Raw genomic sequence first — 16,204 nt, 5'->3', positions numbered from 1 at the left:
AGCCGGTCATGCCCCTGTTCAGGAAGCGGACGGTCGGAAAGCCGGGCGAGTGGTACTACTGCCTGGAGCACAAGAAGGTCGAGGAGGGGCCCGACTGCCCGGGCAAGGACCGCTTCGGCCCGTACGCCAGCCGCACCGAGGCCGAACACGCCATGGAGACGGCCCGCGAGCGCAACCTCCAGTGGGAGAACGACTCCCGGTGGCGCGACGCCCCCGCGGGCGAGCGGGGCGACGACTGACCGCACCGGCGCGGGCCGCGCTACCAGCGCGTCGGCGGCGGGGCCGTCAGCAGGTCGGCCAGCCGCGACAGCCGGTCCCGGAAGCGGCGGGGGCCCCGGCGGGCCGGCAGCGCGTTCTCCCCGGCCGCCGCGCTGACCAGGTGCTGCACGGTGTCCAGGTCCAGCTCGGAGCCGTCGGGCACGGGCAGGACCTCGTGGGCCATCGCCGGGAGCTCACCCTCACCGGGGCCCAGCGACAGCACCGTCGCCCCGGCCCGGCGGGCGTCGCACACCCGCTCCAGGAGCGGGGCCGCCGCCTTTCCGGCCGGCTCCCCGGGCGCCACCACCAGCAGCGTCTCGCCCCGCCGCGCCGCCTCCAGGCGCCCCAGGCCCACCGCCAGATGCGCGGGGTCCGAGGGGCGCGCGGCATGCCGTACGAGCGTGGGGGCCAGCTCCGGCGTGCCCGACCAGGCGGCCTCGTCCGCCAGGTGCGCCGCCAGGTGCCACGGCTCGTACGCCGGTGTGCCCACGAGCAGCAGCCCGCCGCCGTGCGAGACCACCGACCCGCGCAGCGTCCCCGCGAAGTGCCGGGTGGCGCCCAGCCATTCCGTCCCGGCGAGCACTTCCCGCAGCAGCGCGACCCGTACCGCATCCATACGGCCGCATCCTGCTCCCCACCCCGCGCCCGCGTCCCGGAGTCCGGCCCGGATTCGCCCGAACCGGGGACACGGCCCCGGACCGCGTGACAGGGCTCACGTACGCCGGGCGCGGCGCCGTCACGGACGTAGAGTCGGGCCATGACCTCCAGTGACAATGACAGCGCCCAGCAGCCCGCGAAGGCCCCCGCCAAGGACCCCTGGGACCTGCCCGACGTCTCCGGGCTCGTCGTCGGCGTGCTCGGCGGCACCGGACCGCAGGGCAAGGGCCTGGCCTACCGGCTCGCCAAGGCCGGCCAGAAGGTGATCATCGGCTCCCGTGCCGCCGAGCGCGCCCGGGCCGCCGCCGAGGAGCTCGGTCACGGTGTCGAGGGCGCCGACAACGCCGAGACCGCCCGGCGCAGCGACATCGTGATCGTCGCCGTGCCGTGGGACGGCCACGGCAAGACCCTCGAGTCCCTGCGCGAGGAGCTGGCCGGCAAGCTCGTCGTGGACTGCGTCAACCCGCTCGGCTTCGACAAGCAGGGCGCCTACGCGCTGAAGCCGGAGGAGGGCAGCGCCGCCCAGCAGGCCGCCGCGCTGCTGCCGGACTCCCGGGTCACCGCCGCCTTCCACCACCTGTCCGCCGTCCTGCTCCAGGACCCGGGGATCGACGAGATCGACACCGATGTGATGGTGCTGGGCGAGGCCCGCGCCGACGTCGAGATCGTGCAGGCGCTCGCCGGGCGCATCCCGGGCATGCGGGGCATCTTCGCCGGACGGCTGCGCAACGCCCACCAGGTGGAGTCGCTGGTCGCCAACCTGATCTCCGTCAACCGCCGCTACAAGGCACACGCCGGGCTCCGCGTCACGGACGTATGAGGCGATGGGGGACACTGGAGGCCGTAGCAGTGCCGCAGCAGTGCCAGCAGTGTCCCCCGACAGGAGCCCCCGCCATGCCCCGCCTCGCCCTCTACGCCCTCGCCGTCTGCCTCCTCGCCGTCGCCGCGGCCGTCGTCTCCTTCGTGCGGGGCAGCGTGTTCATCGGCATCGTCTGGGTGCTGCTGGCGGGGCTGTCGTCCAACATGACCTGGTACTACCTGCGGCGGGGGCGGGCGGCGGCGCGCAGCGGCTCCGTCACGGGCTGACCGCGCAGTACCCGTCCGTCTCCCGCCAGAAGCGGAACAGGTCGTAGCCGCAGTACGTGTCGAGCTCGTCGATGCCCAGCGTCCCCAGCAGCGCGTCGATCACGTCGAAGAACGCGCCGTTCACCGACGGCACCCACAGCAGCGCGAACACGAACAGCAGACCGAACGGGGCGAACGGCTCCACCTGCCGCCGGACGCCGTACGACAGCCAGGGCTCGATCACGCCGTAGCCGTCCAGCCCCGGGACCGGCAGGAAGTTCAGGATCGCGGCCGTCACCTGGAGCAGCGCCAGGAACGCCAGCGCGAAGCGGAAGTCGGCCGGTACGTCGTCCAGCGCGCCCAGCCAGAACGGCGCCGTGCACACGATCGCGAACAGCACGTTCGTCAGCGGGCCCGCCGCCGAGATCAGGCTGTGCCGCCAGCGCCCCCGGATCCGGCCGCGCTCGATGAACACGGCACCGCCCGGCAGGCCGATCCCGCCCATGATGACGAAGACGACCGGGAGCACGACGCTCAGCAGGGCGTGCGTGTACTTCATCGGGTTCAGCGTGAGGTAGCCCTTCGCACCGACCGATATGTCGCCGCTGTGCAGGGCCGTGCGCGCGTGCGCGTACTCGTGCAGGCACAGGGAGACGATCCAGGCGGCCGTCACGAACAGGAACACGGCGAGCCCGGGCTGCTCGGCGAACCCGGTCCAGGTGGCCCACCCGGTGACCGCCGTCACGGCCAGGATGCCCAGGAAGACCGGGCTGATCCTCCGGTCGCTGTGACGGGTGGCGGCGGTGGTCATGGGACTCCTCGGACGGCCGGGCGCGGACGGGACCGCCCGACGGTACCGGGCGCACGGGGAAAACGTCTCGCGTCGGCCGCCGGTTCCGCGCAGGGTGGGAACGACCATGACGACCACGCCTGCTACGACGACCGGCCCGGCCACGCCGACCGGCCCCCGTGACCCCCGCCACCACCACCGGAGACAATGGACCCCGTGCGCTACCGCATCCTCGGCACCACCCAGGCACTCCGTCCCGACGGCACCGTCGTCCCGGTCGGCGGGGCGCGGCTGCGCGCCCTGCTGACCGTGCTCGCCCTGCGGACCGGGCGCACCGTGCCCGTGGGCCTGCTGGTCGACGAGGTCTGGGGGGACGCGGACCCGCCGGCCGACGCCACCGGGGCGCTCCAGGCGCTGGTGGGGCGGCTGCGCCGGACGCTCGGCGCGGACCAGATCGCCTCCGTCGACGGCGGCTACCGGCTGACCGCCGCGCCCGACGACATCGACCTGCACCGTTTCGAGCGGCTGGCCGGCGACGGCCTGCGCGCCCTCGCCGACGGCGACCCGGCGAAGGCGGCCACCGTCCTCGACGACGCCCTCGCCCTGTGGCGCGGCCCCGCCCTCACCGGCCTGCCCGACCGCACCGCGCAGGAGGCCCGCCTGGCGACCCGGCACCTGGACGTGCTGCGCGCCCGGCACACCGCCGCCCTCGCCCTCGGCGACGCCGAGCAGTCCCTGCCCGAGCTGACCGCGCTGTGCGACGGCCACCCCCTCGACGAACCCCTCCAGGCGCTCCGGCTGCGCGCCCTGCGCGCCACGGGCCGCACCGCCGAGGCCCTGGCCGCCTACGAGGACGTACGACGCCTGCTCGCGGACCGCCTCGGCTCCGACCCCGGCGCCGAACTGCGCGCCCTGCACGACGAGTTGCTGCGGCCCGAACCGGCGCCCGCGCCCCGCGCCGACGCGCCGCCCGGCAACCTGCGGGCCCGGCTGACCTCGTTCGTCGGCCGGGAGGCCGACATCGAGACCATCCGCGCCGACCTCGCCGCCGCCCGCCTGGTGACCCTGCTCGGACCGGGCGGGGCCGGCAAGACCCGGCTGTCGCAGGAGGCCGCCGAGACCGTACGGCAGGACCTCCCCGACGGCGTGTGGCTCGCCGAACTCGCCCCCGTCGACGACCCCGACGCCGTCCCCGAGGCCGTCCTCACCGCCGTCGGCGCCCGCGAGACCGTGCTCTACGGCGCCGGCGCCGAGAGCATGCGGGCCGTCACCGACCGGCACGACGACCCGGTGGAGCGCCTCGCCGAGCACTGCGGACCGCGCCGCATGCTGCTGATCCTGGACAACTGCGAGCACGTCGTCGAGGCCGCCGCCCACCTCGTCGAGGCGCTGCTGGAACGCTGCCCCCGGCTCACCGTCCTCGCCACCAGCCGCGAACCCCTCGGTGTGCGCGGGGAGTTGCTGCGGCCGGTGGAGCCGCTGCCCGAGCCGGTCGCGCTGCGCCTGCTCGCCGACCGCGGCGCCGCCGCCCGCCCCGGTTTCCGCCCCGACGCCGACGCCGGCACCGCGGCGGCCTGCGCGGAGATCTGCCGCCGCCTCGACGGACTGCCGCTGGCCATCGAACTCGCCGCCGCCCGGCTGCGGATGCTCACCCCGCGCCAGATCGCCGACCGGCTCGACGACCGCTTCCGCCTCCTCACCTCCGGCAGCCGCACCGCCCTCCCCAGACAGCAGACCCTGCGGGCCGTCGTCGACTGGTCCTGGGACCTGCTCGACGCCGGCGAACGCGACGTACTGGGCCGGCTGTCGGTCTTCGCCGGCGGTTGCGGCCTCGCCGCCGCCGAGGCCGTGTGCGGACCGGCCGCCCTCGAGGCGCTCGGCTCCCTCGTCGACAAGTCCCTGGTGGTGGCCGCCCCTTCGGGCGACGGCGAGATGCGCTACCGGCTCCTGGAGACCGTCGCCGAGTACGCCGGAGAACGCCTCGACGAGTCCGGCCGGCGCGCGGAGGCCGAGCGGGCGCACCTGACGTACTTCCGTGAACTCGCCCGCACCACCGAGCCGATGCTGCGCGGCCCGCGCCAGGTGGAGGCGATCGCCCTGCTGGAGCGGGAGTACGAGAACATACGCACGGCCCTGCGCCACGCCCTCGCCCTGCGCGACGAGCAGGAGGCCCTCTGCATCACCCTGTCGCTCGTCTGGTACTGGCAGATGCGCGACCTGCGCATCGAGGCCCGCAACTGGTGCACCGAGGTCATGGCCCTCGCCCCCGATCCGTTCGCCGAGCCGTTGCGGCGCGCCGTGCCGCTGTGGGAGCGCTGCACCGACGCCCCGCCCCCGATGACCGGCGAACTCCTCGCCGAGGCCCGCCGCGGGGTGCACCTGGCCCACCTGGCCCACATGGACACCGAACTCGACGACTGGCAGACCCCCGAGGCCCAGCACAAGCTGCGCCTCGTCGGCGCGGCCTACGAGCCGGGCATGCCGCAGGCCTGCCGGCCGCCCGGCCTGCTCTGGATCTTCGCCGTGATGCTGACCGGCGACATGGACCGGCTGCGCCACGTGGTCGACGCGGCGATCCGCACCTGCCGGGAGAACCCCGGATTCGAATGGGAGCTGGCCTCCAACCTCCAGCTGCGCGCCAACTTCCTGGCCAACCGCAGCGACTGGGCCGGCGACGCCCGCCGCGACGCCGACGAGGCCCTGGAGATCCACCGTCGGCTCGGCGACACCTGGGGCCTCGCCGAGGCCCACTCCGCGCGCGGCGAGGCCCACGAACGCGTCGGCGCGTACGAGGCCGCGGCCGCGGACTACGAGGCGGCGATCGAGCACGCCGACCGCCTCGGCGCCCGCGCCCACACGGCCGTCCTCACCGCCCGGCTGGGCAGCGCGCTGCTGGAGGCGGGCGAGGCGGAGCGCGGTGAGCGGCTGCTGCGCGAGGTCATCGACGACACGCGCGGCCGGCACACCGAGGCCCTGCCCGCCGCCCGGCTCTTCCTGACCGGCTGGCTCTCCACGACCGGGCGCACCGCGGAGGCGCGGGAGCACCTGCGGGCGCTGCGCGAGGAGTTCCGCATCGCGCACTACGTCGTCTTCGACGCGTTCATCCTCGGTGCCGAGGGCTGGCTGGAGGCGGCCGACGGCAACGACGAGCGGGCCCTGACGATCATCCGCGAGGCGATCCGGCAGGCGGGCGACCCGCTGGCCGCCGCCATGGCGCCCCACATGCGTTCGGCGTACGTCACCACGGGCGCCGTCGCCCTCGCCGGAGTCGACGGCGGGCGGCGCGCGGCGGACGCGGCCCGCTGCCTCGGCGCGGCCGATTCCTGGCTGCCGCCCGAACACCACGCCGGGCAGGTGGAACGCGAGGTCCGGGCACGCGCCGAGGCGCGGGTCCGGTCGGTGCTCGGCGACGCGGCGTACGACACCGCGTACGCCGAGGGCGCCGGCCTCTCCCCGGAGGAGGCCGCCGCCCTGCTCGAACCGGCGTGATCAGCTCTTCGTACGGAACTTGTGGATCGCGACCGGTGCCATCACCGCCGTGATCCCCACCGACCAGGCCAGCGTCAGCCACAGGTCGTGGGCGACCGGGCCGCCCACCATCAGCCCGCGCGCGGCGTCCGCCAGCGCGGACAGCGGGTTGACCTCGGTGAAGGACTCCAGCCAGCCCGGCATCGACTGGGTCGGCGCGAAGATCGACGAGCCGAACTGCAGCGGCATCAGCACCAGGAAGCCCATCGCCTGCACCGACTGCGCGTTCTTCATCACCACGCCCAGCGTGAGGAAGACCCACATCAGTGCCGAGCCGAACACCGCGGACAGTCCCACGGCGGCGAACAGCCCCGGCCAGTTCTCGACGTCGAAGCCGACGAGCACACCGACGATCATCAGGATGGCGGTGGCGATCAGCATCCGCACCATCTCGACCGAGATCTTCGCGAACAGCACCGAGCCGCGCCCGATGGGCAGCGAACGGAAGCGGTCCATGACCCCGGTGTTGAAGTCCTGGTTGAACCCGGTGCCCACGCCCTGGGCCATGTTCATGCCCATCATGGCCATCAGGCCGGGCACGATGTACTGCACGTAGGCGTCCTGCCCGCCGCCCAGCGACTGCCCGATCGAGCCGCCGAAGACGTACACGAACAGCAGGGTGAAGACGATCGGGAACAGCACGGCGTCGAACATCGACTCCGGGTCCTGCCGTATCCACAGCAGATTGCGGCGCATGAGCGCCCCGGTGTGCCGCAGATGGGCACGCAACGGGATACGCGCGTCGGCGCGGAGGTCGGTGGTGGTGGCAGCGGTGGCGGTGACGGCACTCATACGGCGACGACCTCCTCGTGGGTCTCGGCGGGTACGGCGTCCTGCGGGGCACTGGCGCGGTGGCCGGTGAGGGACAGGAACACCTCGTCCAGGCTGGGCAGTTCGGTGGTGATGGAGCTGAGCGTGATACCGCGCGCGGTGACCGCGCCGACCACGGCCGTCAACTGCTCGTCGCTCAGCACCGGGACGAGCACGGCACCCCGCTCGGTGTCCACGGTGGTCATGGCGAGCCCGGTGATGCCGAGGGTGTCGAGGGCGTCCGCCAGCGGGCGCAACCGCAGCGGGTCGGCCGGGCGGATCCGCAGCGTACGGCCGCCGACCTTGGCCTTCAGCTCCTCGATGCCGCCGCTCGCGATGACCTTGCCCCGGTCCACGACGGTCAGCTCGGAGGCGAGCTGCTCGGCCTCCTCCATGTACTGGGTGGTCAGCAGCACCGTCACCCCGTCCCCGACCAGCCGCTTGACCTCGTCCCACACCTCGTTGCGGGTACGGGGGTCCAGTCCCGTGGTCGGCTCGTCCAGGTACAGCACGGCCGGCCGGCCGATCATCGAGGCGGCCAGGTCGAGACGGCGCCGCATACCGCCGGAGTAGGTGGCCGCCGGGCGCCGCGCCGCGTCGGTGAGCGAGAACCGCTCCAGCAGCTCGTCGGCGCGGGACCGCGCCTCCTTGCGGGACAGGTCGAGCAGCCGCCCGATCAGATACAGGTTCTCCCAGCCCGGGAGCTTCTCGTCCACGGAGGCGTACTGCCCGGTCAGCCCGATCACCCGGCGCAGCTGCCGCGGCTGGCGCACCACGTCGTACCCCGCGACGGTGGCGTGCCCGGCGGTCGGCGTGAGCAGGGTGGACAGGATCCGCACCAGCGTGGTCTTCCCGGCCCCGTTCGGCCCGAGCACCCCCATCACGGTGCCCTCACGCACATCCAGATCGACACCGTCCAGTGCCTTGGTCCCGCCGTAGTGCTTGACCAGCCCCCGCACGGTGACGGCGCTCCCCGCGCCCCTCAGGTCCTTGTCGTTTCGCGTCATGCCCCGACTCTGCCGCCCCCCACCGACAGATCCCCGACATCCCACCGACAGCTCGGCCGACGGCACCGACAACTCCCCATGGCCACCGCAACCATCAATTGAGGTACCACCACGGCGCGCACCACATCCGCGAGAGCGGCGCCGGTTTAGGCGCAAAAAGGGTGCCGGCCCCGTCGACGGGGGAAGATCGACGGGGCCGGCAGGTGGTGCGACAGTGGCTCAGCGGCAGCAGAAGCTGCTCAGTGCACGGAGTGCTCCTCCTGAGGGAACGTTCCGCCCACCACATCCTCGGCGAACGCCTTCGCCGCCCCGCTCATGACCTCACGCAGATCCGCGTACCGCTTGACGAACTTGGGCACACGCCCACCCGTCAGCCCCAGCATGTCGGTCCACACCAGCACCTGCGCGTCCGTCTCCGGCCCGGCCCCGATCCCGACGGTCGGAATGTGCAGCGTCCGCGTCACCTCGGCCGCCAGCTCCGCCGGCACCAGCTCCAGCACCACCGCGAACGCCCCCGCGTCCTGCACGGCCTTCGCGTCGCGCAGCAACTGCTGTGCCGCCTCCTCGCCCCGCCCCTGCACCCGGTAGCCCATCGCGTTCACCGACTGCGGCGTCAGCCCGATGTGGGCCATCACCGGGATCCCGGACTCCACCAGCAGCTCGATCTGCCGGTGCGACCGCTCGCCGCCCTCCAGCTTCACGGCGCCGACACCGGCCTCCTTCACCAGCCGGGTCGCCGAGCGCAGCGCCTGCACCGGACCCTCCTGGTAGGAGCCGAAGGGCAGGTCGCCCACGATCAGCGCGCGCGAGGTGCCCCGTACGACCGCCGCCGACAGCATGGTCATCTCGTCGAGGGTGACGGGCACGGTGGTCTCGTACCCGAGGTGGCAGTTGCCGGCCGAGTCGCCGACGAGCATGACCGGGATGCCGGCCTCGTCGAACACGGACGCGGTCATCGCGTCGTACGCGGTGAGCATGGGCCACTTCTCGCCGCGCTCCTTGGCGGCGGCGATGTCGCGGACAGTGATACGGCGCGTGCCCTTGCCCCCGTACAGCGTCGCTCCGCCGGAGGGGGAACCGGACGTCGTCCCGGTCTGGGCAGCCGAAAGCTGCGTCATTGAACCGTCTCCCAACACGTCATCTCGAGGCGCCCCGACGGCGTCCCCGGACCACGTCCATGGTGGCACCTCGCCCCGGAGAGGGCCAGAGGCCCCCCTGTGAGTTCCGCCGTGCAATATTCCGGCAAGTTCTGGGCAAAACGTTTACGATACGAGACGGTTCCGTATCGTAATTAACTACGCTGGGGCGCATGATTTCTCCTGCCGCCCCTGCCCGCCGCCGGGTCCCGGAAGCCGTGCACCGGCGCCGCTGGGCGATCCTCGGCGTGCTGATGCTCAGCCTGCTGATCGTCGTACTCGACAACTCGATCCTGAATGTCGCCATCAAGACGATCTCCACCCCCGCTCCCACCGGCCTGGGCGCCACCCAGAGCGAGCTGGAGTGGGCGATCAACTCCTACACGCTCGTCTTCGCCGGTCTGCTCTTCAGCGCGGGGCTCCTCGGCGACCGGCTCGGCCGCAAGAAGGTGCTGATCGGCGGCCTCGTCGTGTTCGGCATCGGCTCGGCGTTCGCCGCGTTCTCCGGTTCACCGGCCGAGCTGATCGGCTTCCGCGCGGTGATGGGGCTGGGCGCCGCACTGGTCATGCCGGCCACCCTGGCCGTCCTGATGAACGTCTTCGAACGCGACGAGCAGCCCAAGGCCATCGGCATCTGGGCGGGCGGGGTGGGCCTCGCCATCGCCATCGGCCCGATCACCGGCGGATTCCTCCTGGACCACTTCTGGTGGGGCTCGGTCTTCCTCGTCAACGTGCCCATCGTCGTCCTCGCCGTCGCCCTGATGCTGTGGCTGGTCCCCGACTCCCGCGACCCGAACCCCGGCCGGATCGACCCCGTCGGCGTCGTCCTGTCCGTGGCCGGACTGGTCCTGCTGGTCTACGGCATCATCAAGGGCGGCCAGCTCGCCGACTTCACCGACGTCACGGTGGTGTCGACGATCGGCGCCGGTCTCGCCGTACTCGCCGCGTTCGTGGTGTTCGAGAAGCGCAGCGACCACCCGTCCATCGACGTCACCTACTTCAAGAACAAGGTGTTCTCCGCCGCGGTCGTCGCGATAGCGCTGGTCTTCTTCGCGCTGATGGGCGTGACGTTCTTCGCCGTGTTCTACACCCAGAGCGTGCGCGGATACTCGCCGCTGGAGACGGGCCTGCTGATGCTGCCGCTGGCCGCCACCCAGATGATCTTCGCGCCCCGGGCCCGCCTCCTGGTGGACCGCTTCGGCAACAAGGTCACCACGACCGCCGGCCTGCTGGTGCTCGCCGCGACCCTGGCGGCGTTCGCCACCCTGGACGCGGACACGCCGATCTGGATCCTGGAGGTCGTCTTCTTCCTCATGGGCGCCGGCATGGCGCACGTCATGACACCGGTCAGCGTCGTCATCATGCAGGCCCTGCCCCGCGAGAAGGCCGGCTCCGCCTCCGCCCTCAGCAACGTCTTCCGCCAGGTCGGCGGCGCCCTCGGCATCGCCGTACTCGGCTCGGTGCTGTCCGCCGCCTACCGCAGCGGCATCGAGGACGAACTCGGCCTGCTGCCGCCCGGCGCCCGGCACGCGGCCGGCGAGTCCATCGAGGCCACCCTGGCCGTGGCGGACCGGCTGGGCGCGCGCGGCGAGTCCCTGATCGGCGCGGCCGACGACGCGTTCCTGCACGCCATGCACGTCACCGCGCTGTGGGGAGCGGGCGTCGCCGTGCTGGGCGCGGTCGTCGTCGCCGTGTTCCTGCCCGGCCGTACGCCGGCGCCCGAAGGGGACGAGGAGAGGCGGGAAGCGGTGCCGGCGGCGGACCGGTGATCCCCGGGCGGTGGACCGCCGCCACCGCCCACCGGGAGAATCGTCCCAGCCCGCCTCCGACGTAAGGAGCCCGACGACGTGATCCCGGCCGGCACCGACCCCCGGCAGGACGGCCCCGTACGGGGCCGCCCCCGCAGCGAGGCGGTCGAACGCGCCATCATCGAGGGAGTGATGAGGCTCCTGGAGGACGGCGTGCCCCTCGCGGAGCTCTCCATCGAGCGCATCGCCCGCACCGCCGGCGTCGGCAAGGCCACCATCTACCGCCGCTGGAGCGGCAAGGAGCAGCTCTTCGTCGACGTCCTGCGCGCCGCCGAGCCCCCGGACCCCGAACTCCCCGGCACCTCCATGCGCGACGACCTCGTCGTCCTGCTGGAGTCCCTGCGCCTGCGCGGCCTGGCCGGACGGACCTCGGCGCTCCTGCACAACGTGCGCGCCCAGATGAAGAGCAGCCCCAACCTCTGGGCCGCCTACCACGACACCGTCATCCTGCCGCGCCGCCGGCTCGGCCTGGAGGTGCTGCGCCGGGGCCGGGAGAACGGCGAACTGCGCGCCGACGTCGACCTGGAGATCCTCAACGACATCGTCGTGGGCCCCATCCTCGTCCGCACCGTCCTGCGCCCCGACGCGGAGCTCCCGGACGACCTGGCCGAACAAGTCGTCGACACGCTCCTCGAAGGCCTACGCCCCGTCACCGGCCGGTCATGATGTGCGCGTTTCGTCACAGAGGGCGCTTTCACCACCCCCGTCCGGAACTCCCCGAGCGCCCCCGCACGTCCTCGCCCCCGTACGGCCGTCGAGGGGCGGCGGGAACGGAACCGATCATCCCCTAGTGTCTTACGGACACGGGGCGACGGTGTGCACGGCAGGTTGTGAGGCGACGGTATGGCGCAGCAGGCGTACAGGACGGAGACGGACAACGGCGGTTCGGAGCCCGAACCGCGGCCGACCCGGCTTGGACGCCTGCGCGAGCGCCTCACCAGAGGCTGGCGCGGTGACCGCCGCATCTGGCGCCGCGGCCTCGTCCTGGCCGCCTGCTCGGTCCTGACGGCCCTGGTCATGCTGGCCCATGGTCACATCCCGAACGCGATCGGCAACCTGGGCAGCCTGGTGGACACCTTCCTCCCCTGGGTGGGCCTGCTGATCCCGGTCCTGCTCGTCCTCGGTCTGATCCGCAAGTCGGCGACGGCGCTGATCGCGACGATCCTGCCGGCGGCCGTCTGGCTGAACCTCTTCGGCGGCCTGCTCACCGACAAGACCGCCACCGGCGGCGGCGACCTCACGGTGGCCACGCACAACGTCAACGCCGACAACCCGGACCCCTCCGCCACCGCCCGCGACGTGGCCGCCTCGGGCGCGGACGTGCTGGCCCTCGAGGAACTGAAGGCCTCGGCGGTCCCGACGTACGAACGGGCCCTGAAGGCGACGTACGCGTACCACGAGGTGGTCGGCACCGTCGGCCTGTGGAGCAAGTACCCCCTGAGCGACGTGAGGGCGGTCGACATCCGCCTCGGCTGGAAGCGCGCGATGCGTGCCACGGTGGCCGCCCCCGCCGGCCGGGTCGCCGTCTACGTCGCCCACCTCCCCTCCGTCCGCGTGAAGCTGGAGGCAGGGTTCACGGCCCGTCAGAGGGACAAGAGCGCCAACGCCCTGGGCGAGGCCATCGCCGACGAACCACTGCCGAACGTCGTGCTGCTCGGCGACCTGAACGGCACGATGAACGACCGCGCCCTGAACGCCGTCACCTCCCAGATGCGCTCCACCCAGGGCGCCGTGGGCAGCGGCTTCGGCTTCAGCTGGCCGGCGTCGTTCCCGATGGCGCGGATCGACCAGATCCTGGTCAAGGGCGCCGAACCGGAAAGCTCCTGGACCCTCCCGGCCACGGCGAGCGACCACCTCCCCATAGCGGCACGTGTGAGGGTCACCTCACAGGGCGACTGAGAACATCAGGTCAGCCGCCCTTTCCTCATCCCTCGCCCGCACCGGGCCGGACGCCGCGCCGCGGGCACTCCGCAGGCGTCAGACGCGCACGCCTTCACGCCAGCCGTTCGTGATCGGCAGACGGCGGTCCTTGCCGAAGCCCTTCGGGGAGATCTTCGTGCCCGGCGGATATTGCCGCCGCTTGTACTCCGCCCGGTCCACCATCCGCAGCGTCTTCGTCACCAGCTCCGCGTCGAACCCGGCCGCGACGATCTCGTCCGCCCCCCGGTCCCGGTCCACGTACAGCGCCAGGATCGCGTCCAGCACCGGGTAGTCCGGCAGCGAGTCCGTGTCCACCTGTCCCGGCCGCAGCTCCGCGCTCGGCGGCTTCGAGATCGAGTTCTCCGGGATCGGCGGCGTCTGCCCCCGTTCCGCCGCCGCCCGGTTGCGCCACTGGGCCAGCCGGAACACCGACGTCTTGTACACGTCCTTGATCGGCCCGTACGCCCCGACCGAGTCCCCGTACAGCGTCGAGTACCCCACCGCCAGCTCCGACTTGTTCCCCGGCGCCAGCACGATGTGCCCCTCCTGGTTGGAGATCGCCATCAGCAGCGTCCCCCGCAGCCGCGACTGCAGGTTCTCCTCCGCCAGCCCCGTCAGCCCCAGCGCCCCCATGTACGCGTCGAACATCGGCTCGATCGGAACCGTCCGGTAGTTCAGCCCCGTCCGCCGCGCCAGCTCCGCCGCGTCGTCCTTCGAGTGCTCGGACGAGTACTTCGACGGCATCGACACGCCGTACACGTTCTCCGCGCCCACCGCGTCACAGGCGAGAGCGGCGACCAGCGCCGAGTCGATCCCCCCGGACAGCCCGATCAGCACCGACCGGAACCCGTTCTTCTCGACGTACGCCCGCAACCCCACGACCAGCGCGGAGTACACCTCCTCGTCGTCGTCGAGCCGCTCGGCGTACCCACCGGGCGACGAGGCGTCGTACGCGGGCACGGGCTCCTCCGACAGCACGACCCGGTCGATCCGCAGCCCGTCGTCGACGGTTCCCGTCGGCGCGTCGGCCTCCGCGAGGGGCAGTTCGAGGTCGACCACGACACACGCCTCGGCGAACTGCGGCGCACGCGTCACGACGCCGCCGTCACGGTCCACGACGATCGAGTCCCCGTCGAAGACCAGCTCGTCCTGCCCGCCCGTCATCGCGAGGTACGCGGTCGTGCACCCGGCCTCCTGCGCCCGCTTGCGCACCAGCTCCAGCCGGGTGTCGTCCTTGTCGCGCTCGTACGGCGAGGCGTTGACCGACAGCAGCAGCCCGGCCCGGGCCGACCGCGCCGCCGGCACCCGCCCCCCGTCCTGCCACAGGTCCTCACAGATGGCGAGGGCGACGTCGACCCCGCGTACCCGCACCACCGGCATGGTGTCGCCGGGCACGAAGTAGCGGAACTCGTCGAAGACGCCGTAGTTCGGCAGGTGGTGCTTGGCGTAGCTCAGCACCACCTCACCCCCGTACAGCACGGCGCCCGCGTTCTGCGGGGCACCGGCCGGCTGCCCGTACTTCGGCTGGGCGGCGGAGCTGCGGTCGAGGTATCCGACGATCACCGGAAGCTCCCCGAACCCCTCCTCGGCGAGCCGGGCGGCCAGCGAGCGCAGCGCCGCCCGCGAGGCCTCCACGAAGGACGACCGCAGGGCGAGGTCCTCGACGGGATACCCGGTCAGCGCCATCTCGGGGAACGCCACGAGGTGCGCTCCCTGCTCGGCGGAGTGCCGGGTCCAGCGGACGATCGTGTCGGCGTTGCCGGCGAGGTCGCCGACGCTCGAGTCGATCTGATTCAGGGCGAGACGTAGTTGAGGCACGGGCCCAGTGTAATCGTCACAACGACGCGATGTCCCGGAGCCCCGTCCGCTACGGCCGGGCCGCCGCTCCCCGCTCCTCCAGCATCCCCGCCATCAGCGCGATCTCGGACTCCTGCCCCTCCACCATCGTCCGGGCGAGCCGTTTCTCGGCCCCCACCTCGCACGCGCGGACACACGCCTGGGCCATGTGCACCCCGCCCTTGTGGTGGTCCGTCATGAGCTGCAGGTAGAAGACCTCCGCCCGCTTTCCGCTCAGCGACCCCAGCCGCTCCATCTCGGCGTCGGTGGCCATCCCCGGCATCAGCGCGCCGTCCTTTCCGGAAGCGCTGTCGCCCATCCCCATCCAGGTCATGGGCGGATCCATGGACACCTTGGGCAGCTCCCACAGGTCGAGCCACCCCAGCAGCATGCCCCGCTGGTTGGCCTGCGTCTGGGCGATGTCGTAGGCGAGCCGCCGGACCTCCTCGTCGTCCGTGCGGTCCCGTACGACGTACGACATCTCGACGGCCTGCTGGTGGTGCACGGCCATGTCCCGGGCGAACCCGGCGTCCGCGGAGTCCGCGACCGGGACCGTGGCCGAGGAGCCCTCGTCCCCGGCCACCGCGTAGGTGATCGCCCCGGTCGCGACCAGTGCGAGGGCCGCGGCCCCCGCGACCAGCCCGGCCTGCCTCACTTGGACAGCCCGTTGGTGCAGGCGGCCCCCGGCTCGGGCGTCTGCTCCCCCTGGACGAACTTCTCGAAGAACGCGTCCAGGGCCGGGTCGTCCGCACCGGTCACCGTGCGCTGGTGCCCCCAGGCGGACAGCATGATCGGATCCTTCTGGCCGTCCACCGGGCTCATCAGCGTGTACGGCGTCTTCTTCACCTTCGCCGCGAGCGCGTCGACGGCGGCCTTGTCGGCCGAGGAGTTGTACGTCACCCACACGGCACCGTGCTCCAGCGAGTGCACGGCGTTGGTGTTGTCGATCTCGTCGGTGTAGACGTCCCCGTTGCAGTTCATCCAGACCGGGTTGTGGTCACCGCCCACCGGGGGCGAGACGGGGTAGTCCACGGCCTTGGTCACGTGGGTGCGCCCCAGCTCGCCCTCCCACTTCCGCACACCGTCCTTGCCCGTGACGAACTTGCCCGGGTTCTTCGCATCGGCGGCCGCGCTGCCGCCGTCGTCGTCCGACTGCGACCGGACGAGCACCACACCGCCGGCGACGAGCCCGACGACGACCACCGCACTGGCGGCGATGGTGAGGACGCGGGCGCGACGCTCGCGGGCCTTCTCGGCACGCCGCATCTCCTCTATGCGCGCCGAACGTGACGAGCTGCTCTTCTTGGCGGAGCCCATGGAAGTGTCCTTCGCGGAAGTGGGACGAGCGGGTCAGCTGATCGTAATAGGGGAGAGGGGGAGAGCCGTAGG

General features: G+C 72.5%; 15 protein-coding genes. 7 read left to right on the top strand and 8 right to left on the bottom strand.

Features of this window, described 5'->3' with window-relative positions; genetic code table 11:
* Positions 1–8: 8 nt before the first annotated feature.
* Complete coding sequence (locus IH50_RS0109370; RefSeq protein ID WP_030859283.1) at positions 9–239, top strand: hypothetical protein; 231 nt, start codon at positions 9–11, stop codon at positions 237–239.
* Between the two features lie 20 nt (positions 240–259).
* On the opposite strand, the gene IH50_RS0109365 is transcribed toward IH50_RS0109370, so the two are convergent.
* Positions 260–874 (bottom strand): hypothetical protein, encoded by a 615-nt coding sequence (locus tag IH50_RS0109365; protein WP_030859282.1) that lies wholly within the window; start codon positions 872–874, stop codon positions 260–262.
* A 141-nt stretch (positions 875–1,015) separates the two neighbouring features.
* Between IH50_RS0109365 and npdG the strand changes: the two genes are divergently transcribed.
* On the top strand, positions 1,016–1,735 hold the full coding sequence (gene npdG / locus IH50_RS0109360) for an NADPH-dependent F420 reductase (protein WP_030859281.1): 720 nt from the start codon (positions 1,016–1,018) through the stop codon (positions 1,733–1,735).
* 74 nt (positions 1,736–1,809) lie between these two features.
* Positions 1,810–2,001, top strand: a complete 192-nt coding sequence (locus IH50_RS0109355) for a hypothetical protein (RefSeq protein WP_030859280.1) — start codon at positions 1,810–1,812, stop codon at positions 1,999–2,001.
* Here IH50_RS0109355 and IH50_RS0109350 read toward each other — a convergent pair.
* Positions 1,991–2,791, bottom strand: a complete 801-nt coding sequence (locus tag IH50_RS0109350) for a site-2 protease family protein (protein WP_030859279.1) — start codon at positions 2,789–2,791, stop codon at positions 1,991–1,993. The two genes, IH50_RS0109355 and IH50_RS0109350, sit on opposite strands and share 11 nt — an antisense overlap.
* Before the next feature lie 186 nt (positions 2,792–2,977).
* On the opposite strand from IH50_RS0109350, the gene IH50_RS0109345 reads away from it, so the two are divergent.
* Positions 2,978–6,259 (top strand): BTAD domain-containing putative transcriptional regulator, encoded by a 3,282-nt coding sequence (locus IH50_RS0109345; RefSeq protein WP_030859278.1) that lies wholly within the window; start codon positions 2,978–2,980, stop codon positions 6,257–6,259.
* On the opposite strand, the gene IH50_RS0109340 is transcribed toward IH50_RS0109345, so the two are convergent.
* From IH50_RS0109340 to panB, 3 genes are all read right to left on the bottom strand, one after another.
* Positions 6,260–7,090, bottom strand: a complete 831-nt coding sequence (locus tag IH50_RS0109340; protein WP_030859277.1) for an ABC transporter permease — start codon at positions 7,088–7,090, stop codon at positions 6,260–6,262.
* Complete coding sequence (locus IH50_RS0109335; RefSeq protein WP_030859276.1) at positions 7,087–8,115, bottom strand: ATP-binding cassette domain-containing protein; 1,029 nt, start codon at positions 8,113–8,115, stop codon at positions 7,087–7,089. The genes IH50_RS0109340 and IH50_RS0109335 overlap by 4 nt, the downstream gene beginning before the upstream one ends.
* 239 nt (positions 8,116–8,354) lie before the next feature.
* Positions 8,355–9,233 (bottom strand): 3-methyl-2-oxobutanoate hydroxymethyltransferase, encoded by an 879-nt coding sequence (gene panB / locus IH50_RS0109330; protein ID WP_030859275.1) that lies wholly within the window; start codon positions 9,231–9,233, stop codon positions 8,355–8,357.
* 191 nt (positions 9,234–9,424) lie between these two features.
* Here panB and IH50_RS0109325 point away from each other — a divergent pair, with 191 nt between their 5' ends.
* From IH50_RS0109325 to IH50_RS0109315, 3 genes are all read left to right on the top strand, one after another.
* Positions 9,425–11,020 carry an MFS transporter gene (locus IH50_RS0109325; RefSeq protein WP_030859272.1) on the top strand — a complete coding sequence of 532 codons (1,596 nt, stop codon included), beginning with the start codon at positions 9,425–9,427 and terminating at the stop codon, positions 11,018–11,020.
* A 78-nt stretch (positions 11,021–11,098) separates the two neighbouring features.
* Complete coding sequence (locus tag IH50_RS0109320; RefSeq protein WP_030859270.1) at positions 11,099–11,725, top strand: TetR/AcrR family transcriptional regulator; 627 nt, start codon at positions 11,099–11,101, stop codon at positions 11,723–11,725.
* A gap of 177 nt (positions 11,726–11,902) precedes the next feature.
* Positions 11,903–12,958 (top strand): endonuclease/exonuclease/phosphatase family protein, encoded by a 1,056-nt coding sequence (locus IH50_RS0109315; protein WP_030859268.1) that lies wholly within the window; start codon positions 11,903–11,905, stop codon positions 12,956–12,958.
* A 78-nt stretch (positions 12,959–13,036) separates the two neighbouring features.
* On the opposite strand, the gene IH50_RS0109310 is transcribed toward IH50_RS0109315, so the two are convergent.
* Genes IH50_RS0109310 through IH50_RS0109300 form a run of 3 tightly spaced genes read right to left on the bottom strand, consistent with a single transcriptional unit; the run spans position 13,037 to position 16,132 of the window.
* A complete protein-coding gene (locus IH50_RS0109310) occupies positions 13,037–14,797 on the bottom strand; it encodes an NAD+ synthase (protein ID WP_030859267.1) in 1,761 nt (586 codons plus the stop codon).
* 49 nt (positions 14,798–14,846) lie between these two features.
* Positions 14,847–15,470 carry a DUF305 domain-containing protein gene (locus IH50_RS0109305; protein ID WP_030859265.1) on the bottom strand — a complete coding sequence of 208 codons (624 nt, stop codon included), beginning with the start codon at positions 15,468–15,470 and terminating at the stop codon, positions 14,847–14,849.
* On the bottom strand, positions 15,467–16,132 hold the full coding sequence (locus tag IH50_RS0109300) for a DUF3105 domain-containing protein (protein WP_030859263.1): 666 nt from the start codon (positions 16,130–16,132) through the stop codon (positions 15,467–15,469). Before IH50_RS0109300 ends, IH50_RS0109305 begins: the two co-directional genes overlap by 4 nt.
* Positions 16,133–16,204: the final 72 nt, after the last annotated feature.

This window comes from Streptomyces sp. NRRL S-37 (assembly GCF_000721605.1).
Taxonomy (GTDB): Bacteria; Actinomycetota; Actinomycetes; order Streptomycetales; family Streptomycetaceae; genus Streptomyces.
Note: the sequence above shows the minus strand (reverse complement) of the source record. Positions and strands in the feature narration are given on the sequence as shown.

What these genes read in the sequence shown, in the direction of transcription:
- IH50_RS0109370 (WP_030859283.1), top strand. Translation starts at nt 9, where the DNA reads ATGCCCCTGTTCAGGAAGCGGACGGTCGGAAAGCCGGGCGAGTGGTAC.
- IH50_RS0109365 (WP_030859282.1), bottom strand. Translation starts at nt 874, where the DNA reads ATGGATGCGGTACGGGTCGCGCTGCTGCGGGAAGTGCTCGCCGGGACG.
- npdG (WP_030859281.1), top strand. Translation starts at nt 1,016, where the DNA reads ATGACCTCCAGTGACAATGACAGCGCCCAGCAGCCCGCGAAGGCCCCC.
- IH50_RS0109355 (WP_030859280.1), top strand. Translation starts at nt 1,810, where the DNA reads ATGCCCCGCCTCGCCCTCTACGCCCTCGCCGTCTGCCTCCTCGCCGTC.
- IH50_RS0109350 (WP_030859279.1), bottom strand. Translation starts at nt 2,791, where the DNA reads ATGACCACCGCCGCCACCCGTCACAGCGACCGGAGGATCAGCCCGGTC.
- IH50_RS0109345 (WP_030859278.1), top strand. Translation starts at nt 2,978, where the DNA reads ATGGACCCCGTGCGCTACCGCATCCTCGGCACCACCCAGGCACTCCGT.
- IH50_RS0109340 (WP_030859277.1), bottom strand. Translation starts at nt 7,090, where the DNA reads ATGAGTGCCGTCACCGCCACCGCTGCCACCACCACCGACCTCCGCGCC.
- IH50_RS0109335 (WP_030859276.1), bottom strand. Translation starts at nt 8,115, where the DNA reads ATGACGCGAAACGACAAGGACCTGAGGGGCGCGGGGAGCGCCGTCACC.
- panB (WP_030859275.1), bottom strand. Translation starts at nt 9,233, where the DNA reads ATGACGCAGCTTTCGGCTGCCCAGACCGGGACGACGTCCGGTTCCCCC.
- IH50_RS0109325 (WP_030859272.1), top strand. Translation starts at nt 9,425, where the DNA reads ATGATTTCTCCTGCCGCCCCTGCCCGCCGCCGGGTCCCGGAAGCCGTG.
- IH50_RS0109315 (WP_030859268.1), top strand. Translation starts at nt 11,903, where the DNA reads ATGGCGCAGCAGGCGTACAGGACGGAGACGGACAACGGCGGTTCGGAG.
- IH50_RS0109300 (WP_030859263.1), bottom strand. Translation starts at nt 16,132, where the DNA reads ATGGGCTCCGCCAAGAAGAGCAGCTCGTCACGTTCGGCGCGCATAGAG.